This window comes from Pseudomonas moorei (assembly GCF_008801475.1).
In the GTDB taxonomy this organism is placed as follows: domain Bacteria; phylum Pseudomonadota; class Gammaproteobacteria; order Pseudomonadales; family Pseudomonadaceae; genus Aquipseudomonas; species Aquipseudomonas moorei.
On record NZ_VZPP01000004.1, the window covers coordinates 258,527 to 271,752 of the forward strand.

15 protein-coding genes and 1 pseudogene are annotated in these 13,226 nt (G+C 59.8%); 13 read left to right on the forward strand and 3 right to left on the reverse strand.

Annotated elements, in window-relative coordinates; all coding sequences use genetic code 11:
- Positions 1 to 90: 90 nt before the first annotated feature.
- Positions 91 to 1,087: pseudogene (locus F7R06_RS09015) on the reverse strand (alpha/beta hydrolase); the annotation flags it as partial.
- Positions 1,088 to 1,173: 86 nt separating this feature from the next.
- Between F7R06_RS09015 and aroC the strand changes: the two are divergent.
- From aroC to mtnC, 5 genes are read left to right on the forward strand one after another with little or no spacing between them, the layout of a single operon-like run.
- Complete coding sequence (gene aroC / locus F7R06_RS09020) at positions 1,174 to 2,265, forward strand: chorismate synthase (RefSeq protein ID WP_090324037.1); 1,092 nt, start codon at positions 1,174 to 1,176, stop codon at positions 2,263 to 2,265.
- A gap of 28 nt (positions 2,266 to 2,293) precedes the next feature.
- Positions 2,294 to 3,445, forward strand: a complete 1,152-nt coding sequence (locus tag F7R06_RS09025) for an MFS transporter (RefSeq protein WP_090324035.1) — start codon at positions 2,294 to 2,296, stop codon at positions 3,443 to 3,445.
- Entirely contained in the window at positions 3,442 to 4,068 is a 627-nt protein-coding gene (locus tag F7R06_RS09030) for a methylthioribulose 1-phosphate dehydratase (RefSeq protein WP_090324033.1), read from the forward strand. Before F7R06_RS09025 ends, F7R06_RS09030 begins: the two co-directional genes overlap by 4 nt.
- 19 nt (positions 4,069 to 4,087) lie before the next feature.
- Positions 4,088 to 4,633 (forward strand): 1,2-dihydroxy-3-keto-5-methylthiopentene dioxygenase, encoded by a 546-nt coding sequence (locus F7R06_RS09035; RefSeq protein WP_090324032.1) that lies wholly within the window; start codon positions 4,088 to 4,090, stop codon positions 4,631 to 4,633.
- Between the two features lie 4 nt (positions 4,634 to 4,637).
- Entirely contained in the window at positions 4,638 to 5,339 is a 702-nt protein-coding gene (gene mtnC, locus F7R06_RS09040) for an acireductone synthase (RefSeq protein ID WP_090324031.1), read from the forward strand.
- A gap of 95 nt (positions 5,340 to 5,434) precedes the next feature.
- Here the strand turns inward: mtnC and F7R06_RS09045 are convergent, their stop codons facing one another.
- Both F7R06_RS09045 and F7R06_RS09050 read right to left on the reverse strand, forming a co-directional pair.
- A complete protein-coding gene (locus F7R06_RS09045) occupies positions 5,435 to 5,713 on the reverse strand; it encodes a DUF3509 domain-containing protein (RefSeq protein ID WP_090324029.1) in 279 nt (92 codons plus the stop codon).
- Positions 5,714 to 5,831: 118 nt separating this feature from the next.
- Positions 5,832 to 6,095: a hypothetical protein gene (locus F7R06_RS09050; protein WP_139204809.1), complete on the reverse strand. Its 264-nt coding sequence runs from the start codon at positions 6,093 to 6,095 to the stop codon at positions 5,832 to 5,834.
- Here F7R06_RS09050 and F7R06_RS09055 point away from each other — a divergent pair.
- The 8 genes from F7R06_RS09055 (at position 6,058) to F7R06_RS09090 (ending at position 13,222) form a co-directional block, all read left to right on the forward strand.
- Positions 6,058 to 7,896, forward strand: a complete 1,839-nt coding sequence (locus tag F7R06_RS09055; RefSeq protein WP_090324026.1) for a long-chain-acyl-CoA synthetase — start codon at positions 6,058 to 6,060, stop codon at positions 7,894 to 7,896. The genes F7R06_RS09050 and F7R06_RS09055 overlap by 38 nt on opposite strands.
- Positions 7,897 to 7,992: 96 nt before the next feature.
- A complete protein-coding gene (locus F7R06_RS09060) occupies positions 7,993 to 8,511 on the forward strand; it encodes an ankyrin repeat domain-containing protein (protein ID WP_090324024.1) in 519 nt (172 codons plus the stop codon).
- A 104-nt stretch (positions 8,512 to 8,615) separates the two neighbouring features.
- A complete protein-coding gene (locus F7R06_RS09065; RefSeq protein WP_090324022.1) occupies positions 8,616 to 9,146 on the forward strand; it encodes a hypothetical protein in 531 nt (176 codons plus the stop codon).
- An 83-nt stretch (positions 9,147 to 9,229) separates the two neighbouring features.
- The gene (locus tag F7R06_RS09070) at positions 9,230 to 9,421 is read left to right on the forward strand and encodes a PLDc N-terminal domain-containing protein (protein WP_090324020.1); all 192 of its coding nucleotides are present in this window, start codon (positions 9,230 to 9,232) and stop codon (positions 9,419 to 9,421) included.
- Between the two features lie 234 nt (positions 9,422 to 9,655).
- Entirely contained in the window at positions 9,656 to 10,531 is an 876-nt protein-coding gene (speE, locus tag F7R06_RS09075) for a polyamine aminopropyltransferase (RefSeq protein ID WP_090324018.1), read from the forward strand.
- Positions 10,532 to 10,661: 130 nt separating this feature from the next.
- A complete protein-coding gene (locus F7R06_RS09080; RefSeq protein ID WP_090327478.1) occupies positions 10,662 to 10,895 on the forward strand; it encodes a hypothetical protein in 234 nt (77 codons plus the stop codon).
- Positions 10,896 to 11,106: 211 nt separating this feature from the next.
- Entirely contained in the window at positions 11,107 to 11,448 is a 342-nt protein-coding gene (locus F7R06_RS09085) for a ribonuclease E inhibitor RraB (RefSeq protein WP_060541568.1), read from the forward strand.
- A 364-nt stretch (positions 11,449 to 11,812) separates the two neighbouring features.
- Complete coding sequence (locus tag F7R06_RS09090; protein WP_090324017.1) at positions 11,813 to 13,222, forward strand: circularly permuted type 2 ATP-grasp protein; 1,410 nt, start codon at positions 11,813 to 11,815, stop codon at positions 13,220 to 13,222.
- Positions 13,223 to 13,226 lie beyond the last annotated feature (4 nt).

Below are 13,226 nucleotides of genomic sequence, written 5' to 3' on the forward strand. Positions count from 1 at the left end.
CGACAAAGGCTTATCGGCCGTTTTTTTCAGGACTGGAGGGCCAGGGGACGTTCTCGACCGGTTTTCACGCCACGTTGTCGCCTAAAGCGCTCAACTGGCGCGAAGTCCGTCAATAAACCCGAGGATTCGAGTGCCCAGTTCTGCCGCCAGGGGCAATTGCGGATCCTTATAGGAAGCCAATTGCCGTTTCACGTCGTTGGGCACGATGCGCATGACGTGGTTCATGCCTTCGATCACTGCCAGTTCGGCGTCCGGTTTGGCGGCCTTGAGCATTCTGGCGTCATTGACGCCGACCTGGATATCGTTGCTGCCCTGGATGATCAGCGCCGGCATTTTCAACTTCGCGAACGCCGCCGCAGGGTCCTGGCGGAACAGCGAAATCAGGTACGGCTGCACGCTCGGGCGAAATATTGCCTGCAAGGGCGGTGGCACGTTGTCGTCGGTCTTCCCGGCCTTGAGGCTGTCGAGCAGTTCGTTACTGCGCAGCATCAGTGGAGGTGGCAGGTGATTGCTCAGTTGTTGGCGCACCACTTGATCGATCGGCCGCGCGCTGCCGGACAAGGAAATCACCGCGGCCGCATCGACACTCGGTGCCGCGAGGCTGGCGATCAAGGCGCCCTCGCTGTGCCCCAGCAAAATCAGCTGGCCGAAGCGTGGATCGGCCTTGAGCTTCTGGCCCCAGGCTTCAGCATCGGAAACATAGGCCTCCAGCGTCAGATTGCGTTCATCGGGGGTCGCCGCCAGGCTCGCCGCAACGCCGCGTTTGTCGTAACGCACACTGGCGATGTTGTGTTTGGCCAGCACCCAGGCCAAGCGTTTCAGGCTGTCGTTGCGCCCGCCGTCGGGGTTGTTGCCGTCACGATCGGTTGGGCCGGAGCCGGAAATGATCAGGACAACTGGCACAGGGGTGTCGGACTTGGGCAGCAACAGCGAGCCGAAAAGCTCGCCGTTGCCGGTATCCAGCGTGATCGGCCTTTGCAGGACGGAGGCCTGGACGAAACCGGTAAACAGGGTAAGGCTCAAGGCTAGAACTCGCAGCATCATCACGCCATCATGAACGAAGATGCCGTTTGGACTCGCCGGCACCCGGAAGGTTCGAGGATGAACTACTTGGGTAGCCTGCGTATACTGGCGCGCATTACGTATTCAGGTTCATTTCACGGAGCGTCCTGCATGTCCGGCAATACCTACGGCAAGCTGTTCACTGTCACCACCGCTGGCGAAAGCCATGGTCCGGCGTTGGTCGCCATTGTCGATGGCTGCCCGCCGGGCCTTGAGATTTCGCTGGAAGATCTGCAGCGCGATCTCGACCGGCGCAAGCCTGGCACCAGTCGCCACACCACCCAGCGCCAGGAAGCCGACGAAGTCGAAATCCTCTCCGGCGTGTTCGAAGGTCGTACCACCGGTTGCTCGATCGGTCTGCTGATCCGCAACACCGACCAGAAGTCCAAGGACTACTCGGCGATCAAGGACCTGTTCCGCCCGGCCCACGCCGACTACACCTACCACCATAAATACGGCGAGCGCGATTACCGTGGCGGTGGCCGCAGTTCGGCCCGTGAAACCGCCATGCGCGTTGCCGCTGGCGCGATCGCGAAAAAATACCTGGCGACCCAGGGCATCGTCATTCGCGGCTACATGAGCCAGCTCGGTCCGATCGAAATCCCGTTCAAGACCTGGGACTCGGTCGAGCAGAACGCTTTCTTCAGCCCGGACCCGGACAAAGTGCCGGAGCTGGAAGCCTATATGGACCAGTTGCGCCGCGACCAGGATTCGGTCGGCGCCAAGATCACCGTGGTCGCCGAAGGCGTGATGCCGGGCCTCGGCGAGCCGATTTTCGATCGCCTCGACGCGGAACTGGCCCATGCGCTGATGAGCATCAATGCGGTCAAGGGCGTGGAAATCGGCGCCGGTTTCGCCAGCGTCGCCCAGCGTGGCACCGAGCATCGCGATGAAATGACCCCGCAAGGTTTCCTCAGCAACAACGCTGGCGGCATTCTCGGTGGCATCTCTTCCGGCCAGCCGATCGTCGCGCACCTGGCCCTGAAGCCAACATCCAGCATCACCACGCCGGGCCGTTCGATCGACATCCATGGCAACCCGGTGGACGTTATCACCAAGGGCCGTCACGACCCGTGCGTCGGCATTCGCGCCACGCCGATTGCCGAAGCGATGATGGCCATCGTGTTGATGGATCACCTGCTGCGTCACCGTGGGCAGAACGCCGATGTGCGCGTGAGCACCCCGGTGCTGGGTCAGCTTTAATGGCTGACCTGATAGCCGCTGCAGTCTGATGGCTGCGGCGGCGCTGCCGTACTGGCGGCTTTCCAGTTTCTATCTGTTCTATTTCGCCTTGCTCGGTTCGACGGCGCCGTTCCTGGCGCTGTACTTCGATCACCTGGGGTTTTCCGCTGCGCGCATCGGCGAGCTGGTGGCGATCCCGATGCTGATGCGATGCGTGGCGCCGAACATCTGGGGCTGGCTGGGGGATTACACCGGCCGGCGACTGGCCATCGTGCGATTCGGCGCGGTCTGCACGCTGCTGACCTTTTCGCTGATTTTCGTCAGCAAGACCTACGCCTGGCTGGCGATGGTCATGGCCTTGCATGCGTTCTTCTGGCACGCCGTGTTGCCGCAATTCGAGGTCATCACCCTCGCACATCTGCAGGGCCAGACGTCGCGCTACAGCCAGATTCGCCTGTGGGGCTCCATCGGTTTCATCATCACCGTGGTCGCGCTGGGCCGGTTGTTCGAATGGCTGAGTCTGGACATCTACCCGGCGGCGCTGGTGCTGATCATGGCCGGGATCGTGCTCAGCAGCCTGTGGGTGCCGAACGCGCAACCGGCGCCGGGCCACCGGGTAGTGGGGGAGGGATTCCTCAAGCAGCTGCGCAGCCCCGGCGTGCTGGCTTTTTACGCGTGCGTGGCGCTGATGCAGATGAGCCATGGTCCGTACTACACGTTTCTGACCTTGCACCTCGAGCGATTGGGTTACAGCCGCGGGGTGATCGGCATGCTCTGGGCTGTCGGTGTGGTGGCCGAGGTGCTGATGTTCATGGCCATGAGCAGAATCCTTGCGCGCTTCTCGTTGCGCCGGGTGCTGCTGGCGAGTTTTCTGCTGGCGGCGTTGCGATGGTTGTTGCTGGGGTCGCTGGCCGAGTTTCTCTGGGTATTGTTGTTTGCCCAAGTGCTGCACGCGGCGACATTCGGCAGCTTTCACGCCGCTGCCATTTCATTCGTGCAACGTAGCTTCGGTGCGCGCCAACAAGGCCAGGGCCAGGCGTTGTACGCCGCGTTGGCCGGGACCGGCGGCGCCTTGGGCGCGTTGTACTCCGGCTACAGCTGGAACGTCCTGGGCGCCGCATTGACCTTTAGTATTGCCAGCCTCGCAGCCCTGGCGGCTGCCGTTATCATTGCCACGTGCATGCAAGAGGACAGGCCATGAGCCTTACCCGTGAACACCTCGCCCGGGAAATCATCGACGCCGGACGTTTTCTGTATGGCCGCGGCTGGTCGCCCGCCACCAGCAGCAATTATTCGACCCGCCTGTCGCCAACCGAAGTGCTGTTGACGGTGTCGGGCAAGCACAAGGGCCAATTGGGCCTGGACGATATGCTGGCCACGGATCTGTCCGGCAACAGTCTGGAGCCCGGCAAGAAGCCGTCCGCCGAAACCCTGCTGCACACTCAGCTCTACAGCTGGCGCCCGGAGATCGGCGCGGTGTTGCACACTCATTCGGTGAACGCCACGGTGCTGTCGCGCCTGACGCCTGAAGACTTCATCGATTTCGAAGATTACGAACTGCAAAAAGCCTTCAGTGGCGTGACCACCCACGAGACGCGGGTGCGGGTGCCGATTTTTGATAACGATCAGGACATTGCGCGCCTCGCCGCCAAGGTGCAGCCTTGGCTCGACGCTCATCCCGATTGTGTCGGCTACCTGATTCGCGGCCATGGTCTCTACACCTGGGGCGCGCGCATGAGCGACGCCCTGCGGCAGATCGAGGCCTTTGAATTCTTGTTCGAGTGCGAGTTGAAAACCCGCTCGCTCTCTAACCGTAAAGCATGAACCGTTTAGGAGTTGCCTGATGAGCAGCCTGTCCGTCTACCACGTCTCAAGCCCTGACATTCCAAACAAGGTGCTGACCCATTTCGAAGACATCGCCTCGACCCTGGCCGAGCAGGGCGTGCGGTTTGATCGCTGGCAAGCGGCGGCGAAGATCCAGCCGGGCGCCAGTCAGGAAGAAGTGATCGCCGCTTATCAAGAGCAGATTGACCGGCTGATGACCGAGCGCGGTTACATCACAGTCGACGTAATCAGCCTGAGCAGCGATCACCCGCAAAAAGCCGAATTGCGCGCCAAATTCCTTGATGAGCACCGTCATGCCGAGGATGAAGTGCGCTTTTTCGTCGCCGGCCGTGGCTTGTTCACCCTGCACATCGACGATTACGTCTACGCCGTGCTCTGCGAAAAAAACGACCTGATCTCGGTGCCCGCCGGTACCAGGCACTGGTTCGACATGGGCGAGCATCCGCATTTCGTCGCGATTCGCCTGTTCAACAACCCGGAAGGCTGGGTGGCCAATTTCACCGGCGATGACATCGCTGGCCGCTTCCCGCGTCTTGAGGATTGAAACGATGCCGATCAAAGCAATTCTCACCGACATCGAAGGCACCACCAGCGCGGTGAGTTTTGTGTTTGACGTGCTGTTCCCCTATGCCGCGAAACACCTGCCCGATTTTGTCCGTCAGAACGCCGGGCGCAACGACGTCGCCGAACAACTGGCCAGCGTGCGCCGCGACAGCAACGAGCCGGATGCCGACGTCGAGCGGGTGATCGGGATTCTGCTGGGCTGGATTGCCGAAGACCGCAAGGCCACGCCGCTCAAGGCCTTGCAAGGGATGGTGTGGGCGCAGGGTTATCAGGCTGGTCAGTTGAAAGGTCATGTGTACCCGGACGCCGTCGAAGCGCTGAAACGCTGGCATCAGGATGGTTATCAACTGTTTGTGTATTCCTCGGGCTCGATCCAGGCCCAGCGCCTGATTTTCGGTTGCTCGGAGGCAGGGGATTTGACGCCGCTGTTCAGCGGCTACTTCGACACCACATCAGGACCCAAGCGCGAAGCGCAGTCCTACACCCGCATCACCCAGGCCATTGGCGTGCAAGCCTCGCAGGTTCTGTTTCTGTCGGACATCGTCGAAGAGCTGAATGCGGCGCGCACAGCGGGGATGGCCACGTGCGGACTGGCCCGTGAGGGCGGGGCTTTGGCGGGGCATGTCACGGTGGACAGTTTTGCGCGGATCGATCCCGCTTCGTTCCAGGCCACACATAACCCGTAGGAGCCAGCCTGCTGGCGATGGACCGTTAACCAGACCACACGCGTCATCGTTGACGACCATCGCGAGCAGGCTCGCTCCTACAGTTGTTTCAGGCTTTACAGCGAATGATAGGTTGGCAAGGCAAACCGCTGCTGGCTCTGGAGCATCGAGATTTGCGGCAATTCGCTGGCCTGTTCGGCGAGGTCTCGGCGAATCGCGCTGATGACCCACGACAGTTGATCGCCGTTGTGCAATTGCTGGTAGGAAATCGAGCGCTTGAACACTTTGTCTTCGCCACCGCGCAGGGTCAGCAGAATCCCGCCGTCAGGTCGTGCCTGGGTGGTGACTTCGAAGTTGGAGAACAAGGACGAAAATTTTTCTTGGATCAGGCTCATGTCTTTCGGCTCCGTTAGCTCTGGAATGGCAAGCATGAGGAGGTAGTTGCAGTGATTGTGCCAGTACGCCAATTAACTAAAATTCTATATAAATCAGTAAGTTAAGATTTTTACTGATTTATTCTTCCGTGCAATTTGCATGAATGGCCATCGTGCATCCTGCATTTTGCGTGGTCGTCGGCGATTCGATGGAACCATTGCGCGTGCAGATGCTCATGATTTCCAACATCGCTGTGGCGGATACAAAACATTTCAAAAACCGCGTGTACAGCTCAAGAACCGTTGACGTATTTTCGGGCTCAATCAACGCCGCCCGACAATAAGAAGACAGAACGGGAGCAATCATGAGCCGCACGCCAAGCGACACGATCACCTGGGGCATGATGCTCCGCAAGCTGCCGACCATTGCCAAAGCCATTCCACGGGTGGTGAAGGGGATGAAGGTGGCTAACGTCAAGGACCCGACCCAAGCGTGTGGCCTGGGCTGGAGTTTCGAACAAGCCACCTTGCGCAATCCCCAGGGCCCGGCCTTGCTGTTCGGCGAGGTGGTGCTGACTTATGCACAGGTCAACGAGTGGGCCAATCGCATCGCCCATCACTTGATCGCCCAAGGCATCGGCAAGGGCGATGTGGTGGCGTTATTCATCGAGAACCGTCCGGAGCTGCTGGTGACGATATTGGCGGTGGCCAAGGTCGGTGCGATCAGCGCCTTGCTCAATACCTCGCAGACCCGCGATACCCTGGTGCATAGCCTGAATCTGGTCGCGCCGGCGGCCATCGTCGTCGGCGAAGAATTGGTCGCGGCGTATTTGGCGGTGCGCGAGCGGGTTTCGATTGCGCGGCTTCGTACCTGGTTTGTCGCTGATCGGGATACCTACAGCCATCCTGGCATTGCTCCCGAGGGTTTCATCAACCTGATGACCGCCAGCATCGACAGCCCCGGCGACAACCCCGTCAGCACTCAGCAGGTGTTTTTCGACGACCCCTGTTTCTATATCTACACCTCGGGCACCACCGGGCTGCCCAAGGCCGGGGTGTTCAAGCATGGGCGCTGGATGCGCAGCTCGGCGAGCTTCGGCATGATCGCGCTGGATATGCGCCCGGACGATATCGTCTATTGCAGCTTGCCGCTCTATCACGCCACCGGGCTTTGTGTGTGCTGGGGCTCGGCCATCAGCGGTGCCTCGGGATTCGCCATCCGCCGCAAGTTCAGCGCCAGTCAGTTCTGGAACGATGTGCGCAAATACCGCGCGACCACCCTCGGTTACGTCGGCGAGTTGTGCCGTTATCTGGTCGATCAACCGCGCAGTGCCGACGACCGCAAGCACGCTGTCACCAAAATGATCGGCAATGGCCTGCGCCCTGGCGCATGGGGCGAATTCAAGACACGTTTCGGCGTGCGTCACATTTGCGAGCTGTACGCCGCCAGTGACGGCAACATCGGTTTCACCAACATTCTGAATTTCGACAACACCGTCGGTTTTTCCCTGATGTCCTGGGAGTTGGCGGTTTACGATCACGACAGCGGCGCGCCGATTCGCCAGGCCAACGGCTTCATGCGCAAGGTCGGCAAGGGTGAGCAGGGTTTGTTGCTGGCCAAAATAGACGACAAGGCGCCGCTGGACGGTTACACCGATCCGCAAAAGACTGAAAAAGTCGTGCTCCACGACGTGTTCGTCAAAGGCGACCGCTACTTCAATACGGGCGATCTGCTGCGCAACATTGGGTTTGGCCATGCGCAGTTTGTTGATCGACTGGGCGATACCTATCGCTGGAAGGGGGAAAACGTTTCGACCACCGAGGTCGAGAACATCCTCCTGCGACACCCGCAAATCTCCGAAGCCGTGGCCTATGGCGTGGAAGTCCGTGATACCAATGGTCGCGCCGGGATGGCCGCCATCACGCCGGCCGAATCCCTGGCCACCCTGGATTTCACCGAACTGCTGGCCTTTGCCCGGCAACAGATGCCGGCCTACGCCGTGCCGTTATTCCTGCGGGTGAAAGTGAAAATGGAGACCACCGGGACGTTCAAATACCAGAAAACCCGGCTCAAGGATGAAGCGTTCGACCCGACCCGGACCGGCGCTGACCCGATCTACGCCTGGCTGCCGGGAACCGAAACGTACGTGCAGGTGACCGAGCAGGTGCTAAAGGATATTCACGGCGGTCGATATCGATATTGAGTGTGCCTATGGCCCCGTTTCAGAAAAAAGAAGTGACAGTGCCGGGGCTGCTCGGGAAACTGTCGGCTTTGCGAATAACTGAAAGTGGAGCGTTCAATGTCCGACAAAAGCCGCCAGATGACCCCCGAAGAAGCGGCCGAATTTGCCGAGCAGGTATTCAACAAGGCACGCGAGGGCGATGCGGCCATGATGGCTGCGCTGCTGACCAAGGGCCTGCCGCCGAACCTGCGCAATCACAAGGGCGACACCTTGCTGATGCTCGCCGCTTACCATGGTCATCTGGACACGGTAAAAGTCTTGCTCGAACACAAGGCCGATCCGGAAATCCGCAACGACAACGGCCAGAGCCCGATTGCCGGTGCCGCCTTCAAGGGTGACCTGGCAGTAGTCACGGCGTTGGTGGAAGGTGGGGCGCAAGTCGAAGGCTCGTCTTTCGATGGTCGTACCGCGCTGATGATGGCGGCGATGTTCAACCGCGTCGCCATCGTCGACTACCTGATCAGCAAGGGTGCCGATCCGAAAGCCAAGGACGCCAATGGCATCACCGCGCTGGAGGCCGCCAGGACCATGGGGGCGGTTGATACCGTTGCGCAACTGGAAAAACTGCCGGGCTGACGCTGTACTTCTGTGGCGAGGGAGCCAGTTCCCTCGCCACACTGTCATCTTGAATGCGTTATCCTTCGCGCCCTCAAAATTCCCTCGCTACAGGATCTGCCCCCATGAAAGCCGCACTCGTCGAACTCATCAGCAAAATCAGCTCCGGGTGCATGGGCGATGACGAAATCCTCAAGGTCGCTGACGAGGCGGCCCAGGCATACGCGGACCCAGAGGCTTTTCTGGCGGCCAACCCTGACATCAATTACGACGACACCTTCCCGATCCCGCTGGGCGAATGGGTAGTGGTCGGCAGCCTGCCGGAGACCGTGCTGTTCCAGGCCGACACCTACATGGACCTGTTTGCGCAGATCGTTGCCTCCTTCGGGCCGGGTGTCGAATTCAATCTCAAGCCCAAACAACTGGCCAAGACTGAAGTCCTGACCGCGCTCAATCGCATCCAGGTGCAAATGAGCAGCCTGAACAAGGAAAACGGTGGCTATGTGCTGATGAACTTCAGCCAGTTGCTCGACGACGAACTGCAAGTGGTGCTGGTCTATGGCAACGACGTGCCTCGGGTGCTTGAGTTGTGCGCCGAAGTGGGAATCGCCGCTGCACCGTCCCTGGAAGCCTTGAAAGTCGCCATCCACGTCTGAAACGCCAAAGCTGTCAATAAAAACGGAACCCTGGCCTTGGGCAGCTATCCTAAGAGGGCCAATCACTCTTCAGGAGCGTCACCATGGGTTCCACGTTCAACAGCCTGGTAGGCCTGATCATCCTTGCCCTGGACATCTGGGCCATCATCAACGTACTGAAAAGTGGCGCCGAAACCGGGATGAAAGTCCTCTGGGTGCTGTTGATCCTGTTGCTGCCGGTTTTGGGGCTGATCATCTGGGCGATCGCCGGGCCACGGGGAAACGTACGGCTCTGACGAGCGCCACATTTCCCTGTGGGAGCGTGGCTTGCCCGCGATGCAGGCACCGCGGTCTGTGAGTCACACCGCGGCGACCCTGGCGCGGGCATTCTGGCGAGCCATCGAGTGAGGTTCGACCTGTCATCTTCCGCGACGTAAAATGCGCGCCTTTCCCGGGCAATCGAGCCGATCGATTGGCCATCATGCGCGGGTAACCGTCCGTTGCCATCCGCAATCATCGGAGCGCTTCCCATGAGCACCACCCCGACCAACGACTACCTGGAAACCCTCTACGAAGGCTATGGCCAGCGCTTTCGCATGGAAAAACTGCTGTACGAAGTTCGCACCGAACACCAGCACCTGGTGATTTTCGAGAACCCGCGCATGGGCCGGGTCATGGCGCTGGACGGCGTGATCCAGACCACCGAAGCCGACGAATTCATCTACCACGAAATGCTCACCCACGTGCCGATCCTCGCCCATGGCACCGCCAAGCGCGTGTTGATCATCGGTGGTGGTGACGGCGGCATGTTGCGTGAAGTGGCCAGGCACCGCAGCGTCGAGCACATCACCATGGTCGAGATCGACGGTACCGTGGTCGACATGTGCAAGGAGTTCCTGCCGAATCACTCCAAGGGCGCGTTCGACGATCCACGCCTGAACCTGGTCATCGACGATGGCATGCGTTTCGTCGCCACCACCACTGAAAAGTTCGACGTGATCATTTCCGACTCCACCGACCCGATCGGGCCAGGCGAAGTGCTGTTTTCGGAAAACTTCTATCAGGCCTGTCACCGCTGCCTGAACGAAGGCGGCATCCTGGTCACGCAGAACGGCACGCCGTTCATGCAGATCGAGGAAGTCAAAACCACCGCCGGTCGCCTGCGCAGCCTGTTCCCGGACTGGCACTTCTATCAGGCCGCCGTGCCGACTTACATCGGCGGGGCGATGACCTTCGCCTGGGGCGCGACCAATACCGCTTATCGCAAATTGTCCCGCGAAACCCTGCAACAGCGTTTTGCCGGCAGTGGCATCATCACCCGCTACTACAATCCGGAAATCCACATCGGCGCCTTTGCCTTGCCGCAATACGTATTGCAGGCGGTGAACAAGCCCAGCAACGACTGATGATGCACTCATGCAGGAGTGAGCAAGCTTGCTCCTGCAGATCGATCGTGTGGATTGGCGGAACGATTAGCCAGCTATCAAGGTCGAGATGGATAGAGGCCCATCCATGGGTTTTATCGAGGAGGCACTGATGCAAAAGTGGAAAATCACTTTCGTGGATGATCACGGTGAAACTGTCGACGAAGTCTTTGAGTGCGACGAGTGCCCGGATAACGAACACGCGGCCAAACTCATCAAGGCCCGGTTGCTCCCCGTCGCCGCCGAACTGGATCTGAACGATTTGGAAGGGCGAACCGCCGATGCGACTGTCAAAAGTCTCAGGGCCCAGAACAGCATTCAAATCCTCGGCATCACGCCAATCTGAATATCTCCTGTCACATTCTCAACCAGGCCTTGGCAGCGGCTCTATCTTGGGGCTAATCTGCAAGCGAGATCAGCGAATGGATCGCTAAGGTCTGGTCTTGTCAGCTCCATGCTTGTTTCCCGTCGGCACACCGGATGCCGTCGTTCGCACCGTTCGGTTGCGCACGCTGGGAGTACGGAAAGTCTATCCATCAGTTTGAGGAGGACGTTTCATGAGCACAGCCTATCAAGAAGATATCAGCAGCAGCGTTCTGCGCCGCATGAAAGAAGGCGGTTTCGACTTTTCACGGTTCCATCCCATCGAGTTCTACGCCATTTTCCCGGACGAGGAGCGGGCACGCAGGGCGGCAGGTCATTACCGTGGTGAATCCCTGAATGCGCAAATCAGTGTGCGCGATGACGGCGCATGGGCACTTGAACTGAGCAAGGTCATGTACGCCACTTACGATGACATCGGCGATTTCGAACAGGGTTTCGAAGCTGTGGTCGAGCCATTGGGCGGCATCATTGAAGGCTGGGGTGTCAAACAGGAGGTACGAGGGCGACTCGCATAAGCTTATGAACAGCAGCAAGCATCACTAACGGCTGACCCTCGGGTTGGCCGTTTTCGTTTGAGCGGATCGGAAGTTGAATACAAGGCGCTACGGTGCGGCGATCCGACTTGCCAGCGAAGGCGTCCCCGAGCGCACCACATGACTAAAAACCACTTCACCGACAAGCCGCAACCAACAGACTATGCTGGTGACAGGCGCCAACAGCGCCTTGCAATGAAGCGGAGGCGATCGGGTTGGGGCATTTGCCGCACAGGATTGGTGCGGTGCGTGCGGGGTGATTATCCAACTGATTGATATCAAAGCGTTTCTGCCGATGGCACGGGCCTTGCGAAGGCCTGTATGTCCGGGTGACAAGGAGTACGGCATGATCCGCACCTATTTTGATGAGATGTACGATGCCGGCGGCCAGGTCCGCCCGCATTATCGGGAGTTTGCCCGTTGGCTGGCCGAAACGCCTGACGAGCTTTTGGCACAACGGCGACGCGAGGCCGATCTGTTGTTTCATCGCGCCGGGATTACTTTCACGCTCTACGGTGATGAGCAAGGGACAGAGCGACTGATTCCCTTCGACACCATCCCCCGCAGCATTCCCGCCAGTGAATGGCGCATTGTCGAGCGCGGCTGCATCCAGCGGGTCAAGGCGTTGAACATGTTTCTCGCCGACCTCTATCACGAGCAACGCATCATCAAGGCCGGCATCATTCCGGCCGAGCAGGTGCTGGCCAACGAGCAATACCAGTTGGCAATGCAAGGGCTGGATCTGCACCGCGATATCTACTCGCATATCTCGGGCGTCGATCTGGTGCGCGATGGCGATGGCACGTACTACGTGCTCGAAGACAACCTGCGTACGCCGAGTGGCGTCAGCTACATGCTCGAAGACCGCAAGATGATGATGCGGCTGTTCCCCGAACTGTTCGCGGCGCAACGCATCGCCCCCATCGACCACTACCCGAACCTGCTGCTCGATACCCTGAAAAGCTCCAGCCCGATCGACAACCCGAGCGTCGTGGTGCTGACGCCGGGGCGCTTCAACAGCGCGTTTTTCGAACATGCGTTCCTCGCGCGGGAAATGGGCGTGGAACTGGTGGAGGGCGCGGACCTGTTCGTGCGTGACGACAAGGTGTTCATGCGCACCACTGACGGGCCAAAAGCCGTCGATGTGATCTACCGCCGCCTCGACGACGCCTTCCTCGACCCGCTGGCATTCAATCCGGACTCGATGCTCGGCGTGCCAGGGCTGCTGTCGTCGTACCGATCCGGCAATGTCGTGTTGGCCAATGCCATCGGCACCGGGGTGGCGGACGACAAGTCGGTGTACCCGTTCGTTACCGACATGATTCGTTTCTATCTGGATGAAGAGCCAATCCTGAAGAACGTACCAACCTGGCAGTGCCGTAATCCCTCGGAACTTTCCCACGTACTGGCCCATTTGCCGGAACTGGTGGTCAAGGAAACCCAGGGCTCCGGCGGCTACGGAATGCTGGTGGGGCCGGCGGCGACGGCGGCGGAAATCGAAGCCTTCCGCGCGCGGATCATTGCCAAGCCCCATGCCTATATCGCGCAACCGACGCTGTCGTTGTCGACCTGTCCGACCTTTGTCGAAAGCGGCATCGCGCCACGCCACATCGACCTGCGTCCGTTTGTATTGTCTGGTCGCGAAACCCGGGTCGTGCCCGGTGGTTTGACCCGTGTCGCCCTGCGCGAAGGCTCCCTGGTGGTGAACTCCTCCCAGGGCGGCGGAACCAAGGACACCTGGGTGGTCGAGGATTGAAGGA

What these genes read in the sequence shown, in the direction of transcription:
- aroC (WP_090324037.1), top strand. Translation starts at nt 1,174, where the DNA reads ATGTCCGGCAATACCTACGGCAAGCTGTTCACTGTCACCACCGCTGGC.
- F7R06_RS09025 (WP_090324035.1), top strand. Translation starts at nt 2,294, where the DNA reads ATGGCTGCGGCGGCGCTGCCGTACTGGCGGCTTTCCAGTTTCTATCTG.
- F7R06_RS09030 (WP_090324033.1), top strand. Translation starts at nt 3,442, where the DNA reads ATGAGCCTTACCCGTGAACACCTCGCCCGGGAAATCATCGACGCCGGA.
- F7R06_RS09035 (WP_090324032.1), top strand. Translation starts at nt 4,088, where the DNA reads ATGAGCAGCCTGTCCGTCTACCACGTCTCAAGCCCTGACATTCCAAAC.
- mtnC (WP_090324031.1), top strand. Translation starts at nt 4,638, where the DNA reads ATGCCGATCAAAGCAATTCTCACCGACATCGAAGGCACCACCAGCGCG.
- F7R06_RS09045 (WP_090324029.1), bottom strand. Translation starts at nt 5,713, where the DNA reads ATGAGCCTGATCCAAGAAAAATTTTCGTCCTTGTTCTCCAACTTCGAA.
- F7R06_RS09055 (WP_090324026.1), top strand. Translation starts at nt 6,058, where the DNA reads ATGAGCCGCACGCCAAGCGACACGATCACCTGGGGCATGATGCTCCGC.
- F7R06_RS09050 (WP_139204809.1), bottom strand. Translation starts at nt 6,095, where the DNA reads ATGCCCCAGGTGATCGTGTCGCTTGGCGTGCGGCTCATGATTGCTCCC.
- F7R06_RS09060 (WP_090324024.1), top strand. Translation starts at nt 7,993, where the DNA reads ATGTCCGACAAAAGCCGCCAGATGACCCCCGAAGAAGCGGCCGAATTT.
- F7R06_RS09065 (WP_090324022.1), top strand. Translation starts at nt 8,616, where the DNA reads ATGAAAGCCGCACTCGTCGAACTCATCAGCAAAATCAGCTCCGGGTGC.
- F7R06_RS09070 (WP_090324020.1), top strand. Translation starts at nt 9,230, where the DNA reads ATGGGTTCCACGTTCAACAGCCTGGTAGGCCTGATCATCCTTGCCCTG.
- speE (WP_090324018.1), top strand. Translation starts at nt 9,656, where the DNA reads ATGAGCACCACCCCGACCAACGACTACCTGGAAACCCTCTACGAAGGC.
- F7R06_RS09080 (WP_090327478.1), top strand. Translation starts at nt 10,662, where the DNA reads ATGCAAAAGTGGAAAATCACTTTCGTGGATGATCACGGTGAAACTGTC.
- F7R06_RS09085 (WP_060541568.1), top strand. Translation starts at nt 11,107, where the DNA reads ATGAGCACAGCCTATCAAGAAGATATCAGCAGCAGCGTTCTGCGCCGC.
- F7R06_RS09090 (WP_090324017.1), top strand. Translation starts at nt 11,813, where the DNA reads ATGATCCGCACCTATTTTGATGAGATGTACGATGCCGGCGGCCAGGTC.